The sequence below is a fragment of the Telluria beijingensis genome, from assembly GCF_030770395.1.
GTDB lineage: Bacteria > Pseudomonadota > Gammaproteobacteria > Burkholderiales > Burkholderiaceae_D > Telluria > Telluria beijingensis.
Genome location: NZ_CP132480.1, coordinates 1,017,944 through 1,034,642 on the forward strand (window position 1 = coordinate 1,017,944; position 16,699 = coordinate 1,034,642).

General features: G+C 67.3%; 12 protein-coding genes. 7 read left to right on the forward strand and 5 right to left on the reverse strand.

Features of this window, described 5'->3' with window-relative positions:
• Window positions 1-79: 79 nt before the first annotated feature.
• Window positions 80-1,702: a methyl-accepting chemotaxis protein gene (locus tag Q9246_RS04560; RefSeq protein WP_306395783.1), complete on the forward strand. Its 1,623-nt coding sequence runs from the start codon at window positions 80-82 to the stop codon at window positions 1,700-1,702.
• Between the two features lie 163 nt (window positions 1,703-1,865).
• Here the strand turns inward: Q9246_RS04560 and Q9246_RS04565 are convergent, their stop codons facing one another.
• Window positions 1,866-2,756 carry a bile acid:sodium symporter family protein gene (locus Q9246_RS04565; RefSeq protein WP_306395784.1) on the reverse strand — a complete coding sequence of 297 codons (891 nt, stop codon included), beginning with the start codon at window positions 2,754-2,756 and terminating at the stop codon, window positions 1,866-1,868.
• Window positions 2,757-2,929: 173 nt separating this feature from the next.
• On the opposite strand from Q9246_RS04565, the gene Q9246_RS04570 reads away from it, so the two are divergent.
• Window positions 2,930-5,434 (forward strand): hybrid sensor histidine kinase/response regulator, encoded by a 2,505-nt coding sequence (locus Q9246_RS04570; protein ID WP_306395786.1) that lies wholly within the window; start codon window positions 2,930-2,932, stop codon window positions 5,432-5,434.
• 6 nt (window positions 5,435-5,440) lie between these two features.
• On the opposite strand, the gene Q9246_RS04575 is transcribed toward Q9246_RS04570, so the two are convergent.
• Window positions 5,441-6,025, reverse strand: a complete 585-nt coding sequence (locus tag Q9246_RS04575) for a TetR/AcrR family transcriptional regulator (protein WP_306395787.1) — start codon at window positions 6,023-6,025, stop codon at window positions 5,441-5,443.
• Between the two features lie 158 nt (window positions 6,026-6,183).
• Between Q9246_RS04575 and Q9246_RS04580 the strand changes: the two genes are divergently transcribed.
• Window positions 6,184-6,912: an SDR family NAD(P)-dependent oxidoreductase gene (locus Q9246_RS04580; RefSeq protein WP_306395788.1), complete on the forward strand. Its 729-nt coding sequence runs from the start codon at window positions 6,184-6,186 to the stop codon at window positions 6,910-6,912.
• An 18-nt stretch (window positions 6,913-6,930) separates the two neighbouring features.
• Here Q9246_RS04580 and ggt read toward each other — a convergent pair whose 3' ends face one another.
• Together ggt and Q9246_RS04590 are read right to left on the reverse strand one after the other, a co-directional pair.
• Entirely contained in the window at window positions 6,931-8,700 is a 1,770-nt protein-coding gene (gene ggt / locus Q9246_RS04585; RefSeq protein WP_306395789.1) for a gamma-glutamyltransferase, read from the reverse strand.
• On the reverse strand, window positions 8,700-9,146 hold the full coding sequence (locus tag Q9246_RS04590; protein WP_306395790.1) for a hypothetical protein: 447 nt from the start codon (window positions 9,144-9,146) through the stop codon (window positions 8,700-8,702). Before Q9246_RS04590 ends, ggt begins: the two co-directional genes overlap by 1 nt.
• A 137-nt stretch (window positions 9,147-9,283) precedes the next feature.
• Here Q9246_RS04590 and pstS point away from each other — a divergent pair, with 137 nt between their 5' ends.
• The 3 genes from pstS (at window position 9,284) to Q9246_RS04605 (ending at window position 13,895) form a co-directional block, all read left to right on the forward strand.
• Entirely contained in the window at window positions 9,284-10,312 is a 1,029-nt protein-coding gene (gene pstS, locus Q9246_RS04595) for a phosphate ABC transporter substrate-binding protein PstS (protein ID WP_071360324.1), read from the forward strand.
• Between the two features lie 106 nt (window positions 10,313-10,418).
• Entirely contained in the window at window positions 10,419-11,081 is a 663-nt protein-coding gene (locus Q9246_RS04600; protein WP_306395791.1) for a winged helix-turn-helix transcriptional regulator, read from the forward strand.
• A 108-nt stretch (window positions 11,082-11,189) separates the two neighbouring features.
• On the forward strand, window positions 11,190-13,895 hold the full coding sequence (locus tag Q9246_RS04605; RefSeq protein WP_306395793.1) for a bifunctional diguanylate cyclase/phosphodiesterase: 2,706 nt from the start codon (window positions 11,190-11,192) through the stop codon (window positions 13,893-13,895).
• A 3-nt stretch (window positions 13,896-13,898) separates the two neighbouring features.
• Here Q9246_RS04605 and yghU read toward each other — a convergent pair whose 3' ends face one another.
• Window positions 13,899-14,741, reverse strand: coding sequence for a glutathione-dependent disulfide-bond oxidoreductase (gene yghU, locus Q9246_RS04610; protein ID WP_306395794.1), 843 nt, complete (start codon window positions 14,739-14,741; stop codon window positions 13,899-13,901).
• Window positions 14,742-14,946: 205 nt separating this feature from the next.
• Between yghU and Q9246_RS04615 the strand changes: the two genes are divergently transcribed.
• Complete coding sequence (locus Q9246_RS04615; protein WP_306395795.1) at window positions 14,947-16,572, forward strand: family 43 glycosylhydrolase; 1,626 nt, start codon at window positions 14,947-14,949, stop codon at window positions 16,570-16,572.
• The last annotated feature ends 127 nt before the right edge of the window (window positions 16,573-16,699 follow it).

The window sequence follows — 16,699 nt, forward strand, 5'->3', positions numbered from 1 at the left end:
GCTGAAAAATAGTCGCGCTGGCGCTAAGGTTTCTTGTCGTACGTATTTATGAAAAAAAACCTTCATCTTCAGGGCAACCATGCTTTTCAAACTGACATTGCGCGTTCGGCTGATCGCCACCATGGCCATGCTGGGCTTCCTCATCACCGCCGTCGGCCTGCTCGGCATCTACGGCATGCGTGAAGACCACGCCGCGCTGGAACAGGTGTACTCGAACCAGCTTGCATCGAGCATCGCGATCAACAATTCCAAGAACTTCCTCAACCGCGCCCGCTTCGGCCTGGACCGCGCCGTGTTCCATCCGGACGCTGCCGACGTCGGCAATACGCTGAGCCGCGCCAAGGGCTTCATCGAGGACTCGAACAAGGAGTGGCAGCGCTACCTGGCCCTGCCGCGCGACGGCGAAGAAGCGGCGCTGGCCCAGAACCTGGAAACCGAGCGCAACCGCTATATCAAGGACGGCATGCTGGCGCTGGCTACTGCCCTCGAACAGATGAACGTCGAGCGCATCGAAGCGCTGTCGATGAAGGAAATGACGGCGCTGTACGGCACCTTCGACAAGGCGTCCGTGGCGCTGGACGACTACCAGCTGGCGACCGCCAAGGCAGGCTACGACGCGAGCGGCCGCCTGTTCACCATCCTGATGTGGGTCTCCGGCGCCAGCGTGGCGCTGGGCGTGCTGCTGGCGGCGGTATCGTCCTGGCTGCTGCTGCGCGCCATCATGCGTCCGCTCGAACATGCGCTCGGCCACTTCGACGCAATGGCCCATGGTGACCTGTCGACCCGGGTGCAGGTCGACCGCGACGACGAGATGGGCGCGCTGCTCAAGGGCTTGTCCACCATGCAGGAACAGCTGGCCGGCACCGTGCGCAGCGTGCGTGACAGCAGCATGTCGATCGCCACCGCCAGCAGCGAGATCGCGGCCGGCAACATGAATTTATCAAGCCGCACCGAAGCCCAGGCCAGCAGCCTGGAAGAAACCGCCTCGTCGCTCGAAGAACTGACCACTACCGTGCAGCACAATGCGGACAACGTGCGCCAGGCGAACAACGTGGCGCGTTCGGCGTCCGAGGTCGCGGTGCGCGGCGGCCAGCTGGTGTCCGAAGTAGTGCAGACCATGGGCGCCATCGACGCCTCGTCCAAGCGCATCGTCGACATCATCTCGACCATCGACGGCATCGCCTTCCAGACCAATATCCTGGCGCTGAACGCGGCCGTGGAAGCGGCGCGCGCCGGCGAGCAGGGCCGCGGCTTCGCGGTCGTGGCCGGCGAAGTGCGCAACCTGGCGCAGCGCTCGGCGGCGGCGGCCAGGGAAATCAAGGAATTGATCAATACCTCGGTCAGCAACGTCGAAGCCGGCACCGCCCTGGTCGACAGCGCCGGCGCGACGATGGACGAGATCGTTACCAGCGTGACCCGCGTCAGCGACATCATGGCCGAGATCCTGGCCGCCGGCGAGGAGCAGACGGCCGGCATCCAGCAGATCAACGAAGCGGTGAGTCACATGGACCAGGCGACCCAGCAGAACGCCGCCCTGGTCGAGGAAGCAGCCGCCGCCACCGGCGCGCTGCAGGACCAGGCGCATGCCCTGCAGCAGATGGTGGGCGTGTTCAAGGTCGACGCGCAGCCTGCCGCGGCGAACGGGGCGCAGGCCCCGTCGCGCTCGCGCGCAGGCCAGCAACGCATGGCCCTGGCCGCGTAACCCGGCACGTCGTTCCCACGCAGGTGGGAACCCAAGTTTGCTTGTTCTGCTGCTGCGTTCGACAGTATTGACAGCGCGAATGACTTGGGTTCCCGCCTGCGCGGGAAGTCGTTACCTCCAGTGGAGGTAACGACGTGCTTGAGCTGACGGTTCTATCGCCGGTTCAGCTCGACGCTGCCGCCACCCTGGCGGCGGCCCCCTGGCGCCGCAGCACCAGCAGGCCGAAGGCGGTGGCCAGCACATACATGCTGATCGAATAGATCGCCGCCGGCACCATCAACCGGAAGTCGCCCAGCACCGAGATCGCCACATAGATCGCCAGGGTCGAGTTGTGGATCCCGATCTCGTAGCCGATCGCCACCGCGTTCGGCTTGTCGAGGCCGGCGATGCGCGGCACGTAGTAGCCCAGGCCCAGGCTGGCGGCATTGAACAGCACCACCGCCAGCCCGATCGCGGCGAACGAGCCGGTCAGGGCATCCCACTCCTTGGCGAAGGCGATCAGCGCCAGCGCCGCCAGCACCACCATCGAGAAGATCTTCATCGGCTTGTCGGTGCGCGCGGCAAAACCCGGCGCGGCGCGCTTGACCGCCATCCCGACCGCCACCGGCACCAGCACGATGGCGATCACTTCCATCACCTTGGCGGTCTGCATCGGCACCACCTGGCCGCTCTGCGAAAAACTGGCGATGGCGAAGTTGGCGATCAGGGGCAGGGTCACGATCGACAGCAGCGTATTGATCGCGGTGAGCGAGATATTCATCGCCACGTTGCCGCCGAACAGGTGGCTGAACAGGTTGGCGGAGACCCCACCGGGCGAGGCCGCCAGCAGCATCAGGCCGATCGCGAACACGGGCGGCACGTCCAGCAGCACGACCAGGCCGTAGCACAGCGCGGGCAGCACCAGGGCCTGCAGCGCCAGCGCCAGCAGCACTGCCTTCGGATGCCCCAGCAGGCGCCGGAAGTCGCCGACCGTGAGCGACAGGCCGAGCCCGAACATGATCAGGGCCAGCGCGCCGATCAGCAGGGTGGGAAGCAGGGTGATGAAATCGTTCATTGCGCGTCTCCAGCATGGTTTTTTTATGGGATGGCGGCGCGCCGGACTGCGCCTGCGCGCTGCCATGCCAGTGTAGTCGAGCCGGCAGAAGAAACGTCGGCCGGGCGTGCAATAATGCGGCATGAATCTTCGTCCAGTGTTCCTGCCGGCCCGCCAGGCAGTCGATCGACTCCATGCCTAGCAAAACAGGGTTCCCCGTCTCGAACGGCATCATGGCAGCGGCGATCCGTGCTCATGACTGGTCCAACTCGCCGCTGGGTCCGATCGTAGCCTGGCCCGCCACGCTGCGCACCAGCGTCAATATCGTCCTCGACTCGGCTTTTCCCAGCTTCCTGGTCTGGGGAACGGACCAGACCCTGCTCTACAACGATGCCTATGCCGAGATCCTGTGCAACAAGCACCCGGCCGCACTGGGGCAGGCCTTCCACGCCGTCTGGCACGAAATCTGGGACGTGCTCGGCCCGCTGGTCGAGCGCACGCTGGTGGGCGGCGAATCGCACAAGATGAACGATGTGGCCCTCGTCATGCAGCGCAAGGGCTATGCCGAGCATACCTGGTTCACGTATTCCTATGGCCCGGTGCGCGGCGATGACGGCCGCATCCTGGGCCTGCTGTGCAACTGCATCGAAACCACAGAATCGATTCTCAGGCAGCGGCGCCAGGCGGCCGACGAGGCGGTGCTGCGCGAGCACCAATCGGCGTCGCGCGAAGATGCCGAGCGGGTCCGGCTGGCGCTGGCGGCCGGCGCCATCATCGGCACCTGGTCCTGGGATTTGCCGACCGACCGCTTCACCGTCGATGAAGCCTTCGCGCGCGCCTTCGGCCTCGACCCGGCCATCGGCCGCACCGGCCTCTCCCTGGCGCAGGTCGTCGCCACCGTCCATCCGGACGACCAGGCCGGCCTGGCGCAAGCCATCAATACCGTGATCGCGCGCGGCGGCCAGTATGCCCACCAGTACCGGGTGCGGCGCGCCGATGGCCGCTATTACTGGATCGAGGCCAATGGCCGGGTCGACCTGGCGCCGGACGGCACCGGGTTGCTGTTCCCGGGCGTGCTGATCGACGTCGAAAGCCGGCGCACGGTGGAGGCCGAGCGCGACCGGGCGATCCTCAAGCTGCGCGCGCTGAACGAAGAGCTGGAACAGAAGGTGCTGGCGCAGGCGCTGGCGCGCGGACGCACCTGGCAGCTCAGTCCCGACGTGCTGGGCGTGCTTAATGCCGACGGGTATATGGAGTCCTCGAACCCGGCCTGGGAGGCGACCCTCGGCTGGACCGAGGATGAGGTGTCCGGCACGCCTTTCCTGGACTTCATCCACCACGACGACCGCGCGCCGACCGAAGCCGTGTGGCGCGCTGTGCTCGAGCAGGGTATCCCGGCGCTGCGCTTCGAGAACCGCTACCGCCACAAGGCCGGCGGTTGGCGCTGGCTGTCGTGGGTGGCGGTGCCGGACGACGGCAAGGTGTATTGCGCGGCGCGCGACATCACCATCGAGCGCGAACGGCAGGCCGCGCTGGAGCGGGCGCACGAGCAGCTGCGCCATTCGCAGAAGATGGAGGCGGTGGGCCAGCTCACCGGCGGCCTGGCGCACGACTTCAACAACCTGCTGGCCGGCGTCGCCGGCAGCCTGGACCTGATCAAGCTGCGCCTGGCGCAGGACCGCAGCGGCGAGATCGAACGCTACGTGGGCGTGGCTCAAGGAGCGACCCGGCGCGCGGCGGCGTTGACCCACCGCCTGCTGGCGTTCTCGCGGCGCCAGACGCTGGCGCCGCGCGCCACCTGCGTCAACACCATGGTCGAGGGCATGCTGGACATGATCCGGCGCACCGTGGGCCCCGGCGTGCGGGTCGAGCCGGACTACAGCAGCGCGCCGTGGGCGGCGCTGGTGGACCAGTCGCAGCTCGAGAACGCGCTGCTGAACCTGTGCATCAATGCGCGCGACGCCATGCCGGACGGCGGGCGCATCGCGATCGCCACCGCCAACCGCGTGTTCGATCCCGACGCCGCGCGCGGCCAAGAGCTGGCGCCCGGCGACTATCTCACGCTGTCGGTGTCGGACACAGGCACCGGCATGCCGCCCGACGTGCGGGCCAAGGCCTTCGATCCCTTCTTCACCACCAAGCCGCTGGGCCAGGGAACGGGCCTGGGCCTGTCGATGATCTACGGCTTCGCCAAGCAGTCGGGCGGACAGGTGCACATCGATTCGGAACCCGGCCAGGGCACCACGGTCAGCATCTACCTGCCGCGCCACCGCGGCGCGGCCGAGAACCTGGTCGCCGACCCGGCAAGCGAAGCGGCGCCGCCGGCCGGCCAGGGCGAGACCATCCTGGTGGTGGACGACGAACCGAGCGTGCGCATGCTGGTGGTCGACCTGCTCGAAGACCTCGGCTACACAGTGCTGGAAGCGGAAGATGGCGCCAGCGGGCTGCGGCTGCTGCAGTCGGGCGCACGCATCGACCTGCTGATCTCGGATGTCGGCCTGCCCGGCATGATGAACGGCCGCCAGATGGCCGATGCGGCGCGCGTCAGGCGTCCTGGGCTGAAAGTCCTGTTCATCACCGGCTATGCCGAAAACGCCTTGCTCGACCATGGCCAGCTGGCCCAGGGCATGTCGGTGCTGACCAAGCCGTTCTCGGTCGACACGATGGCGCAGCGGGTCAGCGCCCTCGTCGGGCGCTGACCGGGTTCAGGCGCCGGGCCAGGTCGACAGCGCCTGGTCGACTACCGCATCGAGCATCTCGCGTCCGAAGCCGGCCTTGGCCTGGATCGCCATGCCGTGCAGCAGGGCCATCACGAATGCCGCCAGGGCGTCGGGCCGCGCCGAGGCGGGCAGGTCGCCTTCGGCCTGGGCCCGCTCGAAACGCTCGCGCAGCTGCGCCTCGCCCTGCGCGCGAAAGTCGATCAGGGCCCGGCGCACCGGTTCCGACTCGTCGCTGCCGGCGACGGCGCCGTTGATGCCCAGGCAACCGGTGCGGTCGGGAAAGCGGGTATTCAGGTCGACCGAGCTGTGCAGCATGTGGGCGGCCACTTCGCGCGAGGTCGGCTTGGCCAGCGCTTCGGGGATGTGGGTCATGAAGCGCTCGGAGTAGCGCTCGAGCGCCCGCTTGAACAGCGCTTCCTTGTTGCCGAAGGCCGAGTACAGGGCCGGCCGCTCGACCCCGGCGGCTTCGGTCAGGTCGGCATACGAGGCGCCTTCATAGCCCTTGCGCCAGAACACGCACAGCGCGGCATCGAGCACTTTTTCCACATCGTATTCGCGATGGCGACCCATCTGCACACCTCCCTATTTTCACTAACGAACGTTATGAAAAAGCTTGACAGTCCGTTGGCGAATTATATACTCATCGTTATCGTAACAATCGTTACGAAATAAACGTGTCTTGGAAGAGGATGGGTATGGCAAATACATTGAAGGGAAAAGTCGCGCTTGTGACTGGCGGATCGCGCGGACTCGGTGCGGTGATTGCCGAGGCGCTTGCCGCCGAAGGCGCCGACGTGGCGATCACGTATGTGGCATCCGCCGACAAGGCCGAAGCCGTGGTCGCCAGGCTGAAAGAAAAGGGCGTGCGCGCGCTGGCGCTACGCAGCGACCAGGCCGACACCACGGCGGCCAGGCCGCTGATCGACAAGCTGGTCGCGCATTTCGGCCGGCTCGACATCCTGGTCAACAATGCGGCGGTGGTGGCCAAGGGCCAGCTGGTCGACGATCCGGCGCTCGACACCGCCACGCTCGACCACCAGTGGCAGGTGAACGTCATGGGGGCGGTGGCGACCACGCGCGCGGCGGCGTCGGCGCTGGCCGACGGCGGCCGCATCGTCTTCATCGGCTCGCGCAACGGCACCCTGGCCCTGATTCCGGGCGTGGCCGATTATGCCGGCACCAAGTCCGCCCTAATTGGCTACGCCAAGGGGATTGCGCGCGACCTCGGGCCGCGCAACATCACCGTCAACGTCGTCCAGCCCGGCGCCATGCCGACCGACATGATGGTCGAGGCCCTGGGCAGCACGACCGCGCCGGACGCCTTCCTGGACATGCACCCGATCCGCCGCATCGCGACGCTCGAGGAGGTCGCGGCGCTGGTCAACTTCCTGGCCGGCCCGAACGGCGGCTACATCACCGGCGGCGTGATCGACGTGGCGGGTGGACTCGGTATCTGAGAACGCGGCGCGGGACGGCTAGTGCCCGCGGCGCTGCACCAGCGCCGTGCCGACGCCGTGGCGCTTGCCTTCGCTGACGGCGGTGACGGTGCCGTCCGGATTGAACACCAGCGCATTGGCGGCGCCGATCTCTTCGGCCGGCGTTTCCCAGCGCTGGCCGAAGCCGGATAGCGCGCGCGCCTGCGCCGTGTCCGCGAAGCCCGGCTCGACCGAGGTGTCGACAGCATTGCGCTGGCTGATGCGCGGCGCATCGAGCGCCTGGTCCATCGGCATGCCGAAGTCGACGTGGTTGACGATGGTCTGCAGCACGGTGGTGATGATGGTCGAGCCGCCCGGGCTGCCGATGCTGAAGGCCGGCTTGCCGTCCTTGAGCGCGATGGTTGGCGCCATGCTCGAACGCGGGCGCTTGCCGGCTTCGGGCACGTTCGGGTGTGGCGCGGCGAAGTCGAAATCGGTGAGTTCGTTATTGAGCAAAAAGCCGTAGCCCGGCACCACGATCCCGCTGCCGCCCCAGGATTCGATGGTGAAGGTATACGACACCACATTGCCTTCTTTGTCGGACACCGTCAGGTGGGTGGTGTGCGCGCTTTCCGGCCCCAGTTTTACCGCGCCACCCGGCTGCGCGCGCAGCGGCACGCTCGGATCATTCTGGTAGCGATACGGGTCGCCCGCCGCGACCTCGCCCGGCGCGGCCTTGCGTGGATCGATCAGCGCGCGGCGCTCGGCCGCATACTTCTTCGAGAGCAGGCCGGCGAGCGGCGCATCGACGAATTCCGGATCGGCCAGGTAGGCATTGCGGTCGGCAAACGCCAGCCGGCTGGCTTCGATATACAGATGCTCGGCCTCGGCGCGCGGCATGGCGGCCAGGTCAAACCCTTCGAGGATATTGAGCGCATGCGCCACGGTCGGCCCGCCGCTGCTGGGCAGGGGCATGCCGAGCAGCTCGTAGCCGCGATAGCTGCTGCGCAGGGCGGGACGGATGCGCGCTTCGTAGTCGGCCAGGTCGGCCATGGTCATGGCGCCGGCCGGCACCCGCACGCCCTTGGCGACCGGCGGCCGGTTGACGCTGTCGACGATGGCGCGCGCGATCGGCCCTTCATAGAATGCCTTCACGCCCCCTTGCGCGATTTCGCGGTAGGCCCGCGCCATGCCGGGATTGCGCAGCAGGGCGCCGGCCGGCAGCGCCTTGCCCTGGTGCAGATAGAGCTCGCTGGTCGGCGCGAACTGGCGGAATTTTTTCTCGTTCTGGCCCACCAGCTGGCTGAAGTTGGCGTTGACGATAAAGCCCTTGTCGGCCACCGCGATGGCCGGCGCCAGCACCTGGGCAAAACGCATGCTGCCGTAGCGCTCGAGCGCCTCGTGCCAGCCGCGCACCGTGCCCGGCACGCCGACCGACAGGCCGCTGGCGACCGCAGTCTCGAAATCGAGCGGCTTGCCATCCGGCTGGAACAAATGCGGGCCGGCCTTGCGCGGCGCCGTCTCGCGGTGGTCGATGGTGATCGCGCGTTTGTCCCTGGCCAGGTAGATCACCATGAAGCCGCCGCCGCCGATGCCGCAACTGAAGGGATCGGTGACGCCCAGCGTGGCCGCCGCAGCCACCGCTGCGTCGATCGCATTGCCGCCCTGGTTCAGGATGGCCAACGCCGACTGCGAAGCCTGGGCGCTGATGGTGGCGACCGCGCCACCGCTGCCGGTCGCCACCGGCGCCGCCGCGACCGGCGCGACGACGACGGCCAGCACCAGGCCGCAGGCCAGTACGGCCTGGCGCGATATGCGGGCCGGCGCCACTAGCTGCCGTACATATTGAAGACCACCGGATAGGTGGCTGGCCGGCTGTCGGCCATGCCGCGCGGCGGCGGCGTGAACGACGGGTCGAGTTCGATGCGCGCGCCGCGCAGGGCGGGCGAGGTATAGCCCGGCTTGCCCTGTACCAGCCAGAAGCCCTGCGCCACGTTGTTGATGCGCAGGGTGAAGCGGTAGGCGAGCTGGCCGGCCCAGATGCAGCGCGCGTTGTCGGGGCAGCGGCTGTCGTCGGCGCCTTCGTAGGTGAGGCTCAGGCGATGGTCGATCGGCAGCGGCGGCAGGGCCAGGGTCTGGCGTTCGCTCAGCGTGTACTGGGCGTCTGGCAGGTGGTCGGGCGTAGCGCAGGCCGACAGCAGGCCGGCGGCGGCGATGGAGAGGATGCAGGGCAGGGTGCGCATCGGTGTCATCCGGGTATTGACGGGAAAAGCCATGATAGCAAAACCGCAAGGGCGTGGTCGCGTGACAGGGAAAATACAAGCGTTGGTCAAGTCATAAACAGGTCATATTCGGCAGCTATTCTTTTTCCTGTAGTCCAAAACATACCCCTTAACCAGAGTTAGGAATAACAATGTTCAAGAAGATCCTCGCCGGCGCTGCCGCCACGCTCGTGATGACGACCTCGTTCGCCGCCGACATTACCGGCGCGGGCGCTACGTTCCCGTACCCGATCTACGCCAAGTGGGCTGAGAGCTACAAAGCCGCCACCGGCACCGGCCTGAACTACCAGTCGGTCGGCTCGGGCGCCGGCATCAAGCAGATCAAGGCGAAGACCGTGGACTTCGGCGCATCGGACATGCCGCTGAAAGCAGAAGAACTGGACAAGGAAGGCCTGATGCAATTCCCGGCCATCATGGGCGGCGTGGTTGCCGTGGTCAACGTCGACGGCGTGACCCCAGGCCAGCTGAAGATGACCGGTCCGCTGCTGGCCGACATCTACATGGGCAAGATCACCAAGTGGAACGCTCCTGAAATCGCCGCCGTGAACCCAGGCGTGAAACTGCCGGCCGCCGACATCACCGTCGTGCACCGCGCCGATAGCTCGGGCACCTCGTTCCTGTTCACCGACTTCCTGGCCAAGACCAGCCCGGCATGGAAAGAGTCGATCGGCTCGGGCACCACCGTCAAGTGGGCCGTGGGCGTCGGTGGCAAGGGCAACGAAGGCGTCGCCGCCAACGTGCAGCGTATCAAGGGCGCGATCGGCTACGTCGAGTGGGCCTACGCCAAGAAGAACAAGCTGTCGCACACCCAGCTGCGCAACAAGGAAGGCGTCGACCTGCAACCGTCGGACGACGTGTTCAAGGCCGCTGCCGCCAATGCCGAGTGGACCAAGGCCCCAGGCTTTGGCGTGGTGCTGACCGACGGCGCCGGCAAGCAGAGCTGGCCGATCACCGGCGTGTCGTACATCCTGATGCACAAGTCGCAGGCTGACGCCAAGAAAGGCCAGGAAGTCGTGAAGTTCTTCGACTGGTCGTTCAAGAACGGCGCCCCGGCAGCCGCCGAACTGGACTACGTGCCGATGCCAGCCAGCGTCGTCAAGCAAGTGCAGGACGCCTGGAAAGCCAACCTGAAGGACGCTTCGGGCAAGGCCATCATGTAATTCGCCGTCAAGGCGATCGATCCGGCAGCCTGGCTGCCGGATTTTCGTTGGCGCGCGCGGCAGGCTGGCGCGCGGCGCCGACGGCACCTCTCTTTTTGGGCATCCCATGACAACGGCGAACACGATCGTCCTGGTGATCGACGACAAGCCGGCCATTGCCGAGCTGCTCAAGTTCTCGCTGCACGAGGACGAGTGGGTCTGGCATAACGTGCCGAGCCTGGCGCAAGCCTGGGACTTCATCGGGCGCGAGCGCCCCGAACTCCTGCTGCAGGAATCGATGCTGCGCCACGAAGGCGGCATGCGCCTGCTGGCGCGCCTGCGCGGCGACCGCCGCCTGCGCGAGCAGCCGGTGATCCTGCTGGCGGCCGATTGCGCGGAAGGCGAGCGTCCCGCCAGCCTGCCCGCACCCGTACCCCATCCCGAATTCATTCCGCAAGCACCGGTCGACCAGGCGCGCGAATTGTCGCCCGAATCGCGCCTGCTGCGCTCGGGCCGCCTGGTGCTCGACCCGCTCAGCTGCAGCGTCAAGGTCGGCACCCACAAGGTCGAGGTCAGGCACGCCGAATACCGGCTGCTGCGCTTCCTGCTGTGCCACCCGGGCCAGGTGTTTACCCGCACCCAGCTGCTGGAACAGCTGTGGGAAGCCCACGAGTCGCTCGACCAGCGCACCGTGGACGTCCACGTGCTGCGCCTGCGCAAGGCGCTGGGCCGCGCCAAGTCGCTGATCAAGACCGTGCGCGGCGCCGGCTACATGCTGTCGCCGACCTGATTCGCAAGGAAGCCCTGCCTGACAGGGCTTCCTGGTCGTTTTTCGTGTCATCACGCTGACATCTTCGCAATCTAGACTTGCGGCAACTTGTCTTTCTTCGGCCGCAGCATGAGCAAACACATTGGTCTCGCCCCCTACCTGGACCCGGCGCGCAGCAACCGCTTCCTGGTCCTGCTGTGGCCGCTGCTGGCGCTGCTGGCCTGCGTCGCGATCTGGATCGCGACCCTGCTGCGGGTCGAGGCCGAGCAGGAGCAGGTTGCGAGCCAGGCGCGCAAGGACGTGGCGGCCTATGCCGAGGCCTACGAGCAGTACATCACGCGCTCGGTGGCGCAGATGGACCAGATCACGATGCAGCTCAAGTTCAGCTGGGAAGGCTCGCGCCAGGCCGACCTGCTGGACCGGATGCGGCGCGACGGCATGTTCACCGACAGCGCCTTCCACGTGGTGGCGATCCTCGACCGCGGCGGCATCGTGCGCTCCAGCACCCGCGCCGGCCTGCTCGGGGCCGACCTGTCGGCGGGACCGTATTTCCACCAGCACCGCGACAGCAACTCGACCGCGCTGCGGGTCGGCACCGCGCCCACGCATTTCAGCGCGGCCGACGACGTGGTGCTGTTCACGCGCCGGCTCGAAACCAGGGAGGAAGAATTCGACGGCGTGGTGCTGATGGCGGTCGACGCCCGCTACTTCACGTCCTTCGTCAGCCCGGCCACGATCGGCGCCGGCGGCATCGTGGCGCTGGCCGGCAGCGAAGGGCGCTTGCGGGTCGAGCAGCGCAGCAACGGCGAATCGTTCGTGGACGCGGTCGCGCTGCCGCGCCGTGGTGGGGCCTGGTCGGGCGAGCAGGGCGTGCGCCTGGTCGAGGGCGTGGACGGCTTCTCCGACGGCCAGGCGCGCGTGCTGGGCTGGCGCCAGTCGCCGGCCTACCCGCTGGTGGCCCTGGTCGGCCTGCCGCAGACCGAGGCGCTGGCATCGAACAATACCTACTGGACCGAGAGCCGCGACCGCGCGATCGCCGCCACCCTGTGCCTGCTGCTGCTGGGCGCGGTCGGGGCGGTGCTGGCGCGCCGCGCCGTGGCGCGCGAGAAGGAACAGGACGAGGTGCGCCGCGCCTACCGCACCGCCACCGAGAGCGGCAATGACGGCTTCTACATGGCCGCGGCGGTGCGCGCGCGCGACGGCCAGATCCTGGATTTCCGGATCGTCGACTGCAACGAGCGCGGGGCCTTCTTCTATGGCATGACGCGCGACGAACTGGTCGGCTCGAGCCTGACCGAGATCGACAGCGGCCTGTTCGGTGAAGACCTGCTGGCCACCTACCGCAAGGCGATGGACAGCGGCTTTCATGAAGACGACCGCAAGATGCCGAGCGATAACCGCCTGAACATCAGCTGGGGCCGGCGGCGCCTGGTCCGGGTCGGCAACGGCCTGGCGGTGACCTTGCAGGACATCAGCGAGAAGAAGGCGCACGAATCGCAGCTCGAGCGCCTGGCCAACGAGGATACGCTCACCGGCCTGGCCACCCGCCACGCCTTTTTGGAACGCATGCCGGCCATGCTGGCCGAGGCGCAGGGCGCGGGCACCGGCGCCGCGCTGCTGTTCATCGACCTGGACGAGTTCAAGCACGTCAACGACTCGCACGGCCACGCCACCGGCGACCAGCTGCTGCGGTCCGCCGCCGGCCGCCTGCTGTCGCTGCTGCGCCCGAGCGACCAGGTGGCGCGCTTCGGCGGCGACGAATTTGTGGTGCTGCTGTCGCCCTGCGACGGCGAACGCATGGCGGCCTCGGTGGCGGCCCGCATCGTCGAGGCCTTCGGGGTGCCGTTCCTGATCGGCGACGAGCTGCATGCGGTCGGCTCCTCGATCGGCATCAGCCTGTACCCGCGCGACGGCCTGGATGCCGAGACCCTGCTCAAGCACAGCGATATCGCCATGTACGTCGGCAAGAACGAGGGCAAGGGGCAATACCGCTTCTTCGATCCTTCACTGTCGTCGACCCTCAATTCGCGGGCGCGCCTGAAGCAGAATATGCTGGAAGCGCTGGAGGCCGACCAGTTCGTGCTGTACTACCAGCCGCGGGTGGATGCGCGCAGCGGGGAGTTGCTGAGCATGGAAGCGCTGGTGCGCTGGCGCCATCCGACCCTGGGCATGGTGGCGCCGGGCGAATTCATCCCGCTGGCCGAGGCTACCGGCCTGATCGTGCGCATCGGCGAGACCGTGATCGACAAGGCCTGTGCCCAGCTGGCCGCCTGGCGCGAGGCCGGCGTGGCCCTGGTGCCGGTCTCGATCAACGTCTCGCCCAAGCAGTTCCTGCGCGGCGGCGTGCAGCGCCAGCTGAGCGCAGCCCTGCTGCGGCACCGGGTGCCGGCCAGCCTGATCGAGGTCGAGATCACCGAATCGGCGATGATGGGCGACCAGGACGACATCCTGGCCGAACTGGCGGCCCTGCGCGCATTGGGCGTGAAACTGCATGTGGACGATTTCGGCACCGGTTACTCGTCGCTGTCGCAACTGCAGCGCCTCAAGATGGACGTGCTGAAAGTCGACCGCGCCTTCACCACCGAGCTGGCCAATTCGAAGGAGGGCAAGGTGTTCTTCCAGGCCATCGTGTCGATGGCCCACGCGCTGGGCATGTCGGTGGTGGCCGAGGGCGTCGAGACCGAGGAACAGCTGGCGATCCTGCGCCACCTCGATTGCAACGAGGTGCAGGGCTACTACATCGCGCGGCCGGTGCCGGCGCAGGAGATGGCCGAGATGATGGAACGGCGCTACCTGCTCGATGCGCCGGTGACGGCGCATTCGGCAGAAGGATGATGGTCAGTCGAGGTCGGAGGCGGCGTGGCGCTCGTGGACCTGGTCGGCTTCCGGCCCGAACGAACGATTGACCTTGCGGCCGCGGATGACAGCCGGCCGCGCGGCAATCTCGTCGGCCCAGCGCCTGACGTTCACATACTCGTGCACCGACAGGAACTCGCCGGCCTCATACAACTGCCCCAGCACCAGCCCGCCATACCACGGCCAGATCGCCATGTCGGCGATCGTGTATTCCTCGCCTGCAACAAAACGCCTGTCGGCCAGGTGACGGTCGAGCACGTCGAGCTGGCGCTTGGCTTCCATCGCATAGCGGTCGATCGGGTATTGCAGTTTTTCCGGCGCATAGGCATAGAAGTGGCCGAAGCCGCCGCCGACAAACGGCGCCGAACCCATCTGCCAGAACAGCCAGTTCATGGTCTCGGCCCGCGCCACGCCGTCCTTCGGCAGGAAGGCGCCGAATTTCTCGGCCAGGTAGACGAGGATCGAACCGGATTCGAACACGCGCACCGGCTCGGGCCCGCTGCGGTCGACCAGGGCCGGAATCTTCGAATTGGGGTTGGCCTCGACGAAGCCGCTCGAGAACTGCATGCCCTCGTTGATCTTGATGAGCCAGGCGTCGTACTCGGCGCCGGCATGGCCGGCGGCCAGCAGCTCTTCGAGCAGGATGGTGACCTTCACGCCGTTCGGCGTCGCCAGCGAATACAGCTGCAGCGGATGCTGGCCGACCGGCAATTCCTTGTCATGGGTCGGCCCGGCCACCGGGCGGTTGATGCTGGCGAAGGCGCCGCCGGAAGAGGCGGGCGGCGTCCAGACTTTCGGTGGGACGTAGGATGCTTGGTCGGCCATTGGATCTCCTTGAACCTGGTCAAAGAATTCATTCTAGCCAAAGGCGGAAAGACGCGCCGGGGCCGCCCCGAAATGCCTAGCGGCCTGCCACTTGCTGCAGAATTCCTGTCATTTTTCGCATTCTGCCGAAGAAAAAGCGGCTGGCGCTGGCCCCGGAGCCCGGTATTTCCTATGCTGTCGGGTCCACTACGAGAAAGGCCGGGACATGCACAACCCTTCGCGCCGCGAGACATTCAAACTGCTGCTGGCGGGCGCCAGCCTGCCGGCCCTGCCGGCCGCGGCGGCGACCGCAACCACCGCGACCACCGCCTGCGACGCCGCCGCCCCGCGCTGGCGGCGCGGCATCGAAGGCCAGCGCCAGGCCGACCAGGGCGACGGCACCTACCTGAACCCCATCATCGCCGGCGACCATCCCGACCCGACCGTGCTCAAGGACGGCAAGGATTACTACCTCACGTATTCCTCGTTCTATTCCTACCCCGGCCTGGTGATCTGGCATTCGACCGACCTGGTCAACTGGCGGCCGCTGGCGCCGGCGCTCACGAAGCCGCTGGGGACGATCTGGGCGGTCGACCTGTGCAAGCACGACGGCCGCTATTTCATCTATATCCCAGCCGCCCCGGACGGCAAGCCGTGGTCCATCTACGCGATCTGGGCCGACCGCATCGAGGGACCGTGGAGCGACCCGGTCGACCTCAAGATCCCCGACTGCATCGACCCCGGCCACGTGGTCGGCGAGGACGGCAAGCGCTACCTGTTCGTCAACGGCATCCGCAAGATCCGCCTCACCGACGATGGCCTGGCCACCGATGGCAAGCTGGAAAAAGCATATGAACCGTGGCGCTATCCGACCGACTGGGTGGTCGAGAACTTCGCGCCCGAAGGCCCCAAGCTGCTGCGGCGCGGCAAGTGGTTCTACCTGGTGACGGCGGTCGGCGGCACCGCCGGCCCGGTCACCGGCCATATGGTGATCGCGGCGCGCGCGACTTCGGTCCACGGGCCGTGGGAACACTGTCCGCACAACCCGCTGGTGCGCTCGCTCGGCACGGCCGAGCCGTGGTGGTCGCGCGGCCATGCGACCCTGGTCGAGGGCCCGGCCGGCGACTGGTGGATGATCTACCATGGCTACGAGAACGGCTACCGCACGCTGGGTCGGCAAACACTGCTCGAACCGATCGAATGGACGGACGACGGCTGGTTCCGCGCCCTGGGCGGCGACCTGTCGCGCGCGCTGCCCAAGCCGAAAGGCGGAGCGGCCGGCCCGGCCGGCCATGCGCTGTCCGACGACTTCACGCGCCAGCGCTTCGGGGTGCAATGGGCGTTCCACGATCCGGCGCCGGACGAGATGGGCCGCGCGCGCTATGTGCAGCAGGGGCTGCGCATCGCCGCGCGCGGCACGTCGCCCGCCGACAGCCGGCCGCTGACCTGCGGCGTGGGCGATCGCGCCTATGAGGTGGAGGTGGATCTCACCCTGGAGGGAGAGGCCGAAGCCGGCCTGCTGCTGTTCTACAGCCAGAAGGCCTTCGTCGGCATCGGCTTCACGCGCGACGAGGTCAAGACCTTCCAGTACGCCGAAGAGCAGGGCTGGGCCCGTGGCAAGCGCAAGACGACATCGGTGCGGGTCAGGATGACGAACGACGAACACGTCGTCACCTGGCATTACTCCCACGACGGCGGCAAGACCTGGACCCTGCACGGCACGCGGATGGAAGTTTCGGGCATCCACCACAATGTGTTCGGCGGCTTCCTGAGCCTGAAGGTCGGCATCTACTGCGCCGGCGCCGGCGCGGTCACGCTGGGCGATTTCCGCTACCGCGCGCTGGCGTCTTGACCTGCCGGGCGGGCACGCCATACTATAGTTGACCCCGGCGGCATTGGCGCTGCCGGCGGCTGGCGAGCCGTCCCATGTCCCTATCCTGTCTTCCTGCCCCAGGCGGGCCGCGCCTGATCCTTTTCGT

What these genes read in the sequence shown, in the direction of transcription:
- Q9246_RS04560 (WP_306395783.1), top strand. Translation starts at nt 80, where the DNA reads ATGCTTTTCAAACTGACATTGCGCGTTCGGCTGATCGCCACCATGGCC.
- Q9246_RS04605 (WP_306395793.1), top strand. Translation starts at nt 11,190, where the DNA reads ATGAGCAAACACATTGGTCTCGCCCCCTACCTGGACCCGGCGCGCAGC.
- Q9246_RS04600 (WP_306395791.1), top strand. Translation starts at nt 10,419, where the DNA reads ATGACAACGGCGAACACGATCGTCCTGGTGATCGACGACAAGCCGGCC.
- Q9246_RS04615 (WP_306395795.1), top strand. Translation starts at nt 14,947, where the DNA reads ATGCACAACCCTTCGCGCCGCGAGACATTCAAACTGCTGCTGGCGGGC.
- Q9246_RS04575 (WP_306395787.1), bottom strand. Translation starts at nt 6,025, where the DNA reads ATGGGTCGCCATCGCGAATACGATGTGGAAAAAGTGCTCGATGCCGCG.
- Q9246_RS04590 (WP_306395790.1), bottom strand. Translation starts at nt 9,146, where the DNA reads ATGGCTTTTCCCGTCAATACCCGGATGACACCGATGCGCACCCTGCCC.
- Q9246_RS04570 (WP_306395786.1), top strand. Translation starts at nt 2,930, where the DNA reads ATGCCTAGCAAAACAGGGTTCCCCGTCTCGAACGGCATCATGGCAGCG.
- pstS (WP_071360324.1), top strand. Translation starts at nt 9,284, where the DNA reads ATGTTCAAGAAGATCCTCGCCGGCGCTGCCGCCACGCTCGTGATGACG.
- Q9246_RS04565 (WP_306395784.1), bottom strand. Translation starts at nt 2,756, where the DNA reads ATGAACGATTTCATCACCCTGCTTCCCACCCTGCTGATCGGCGCGCTG.
- yghU (WP_306395794.1), bottom strand. Translation starts at nt 14,741, where the DNA reads ATGGCCGACCAAGCATCCTACGTCCCACCGAAAGTCTGGACGCCGCCC.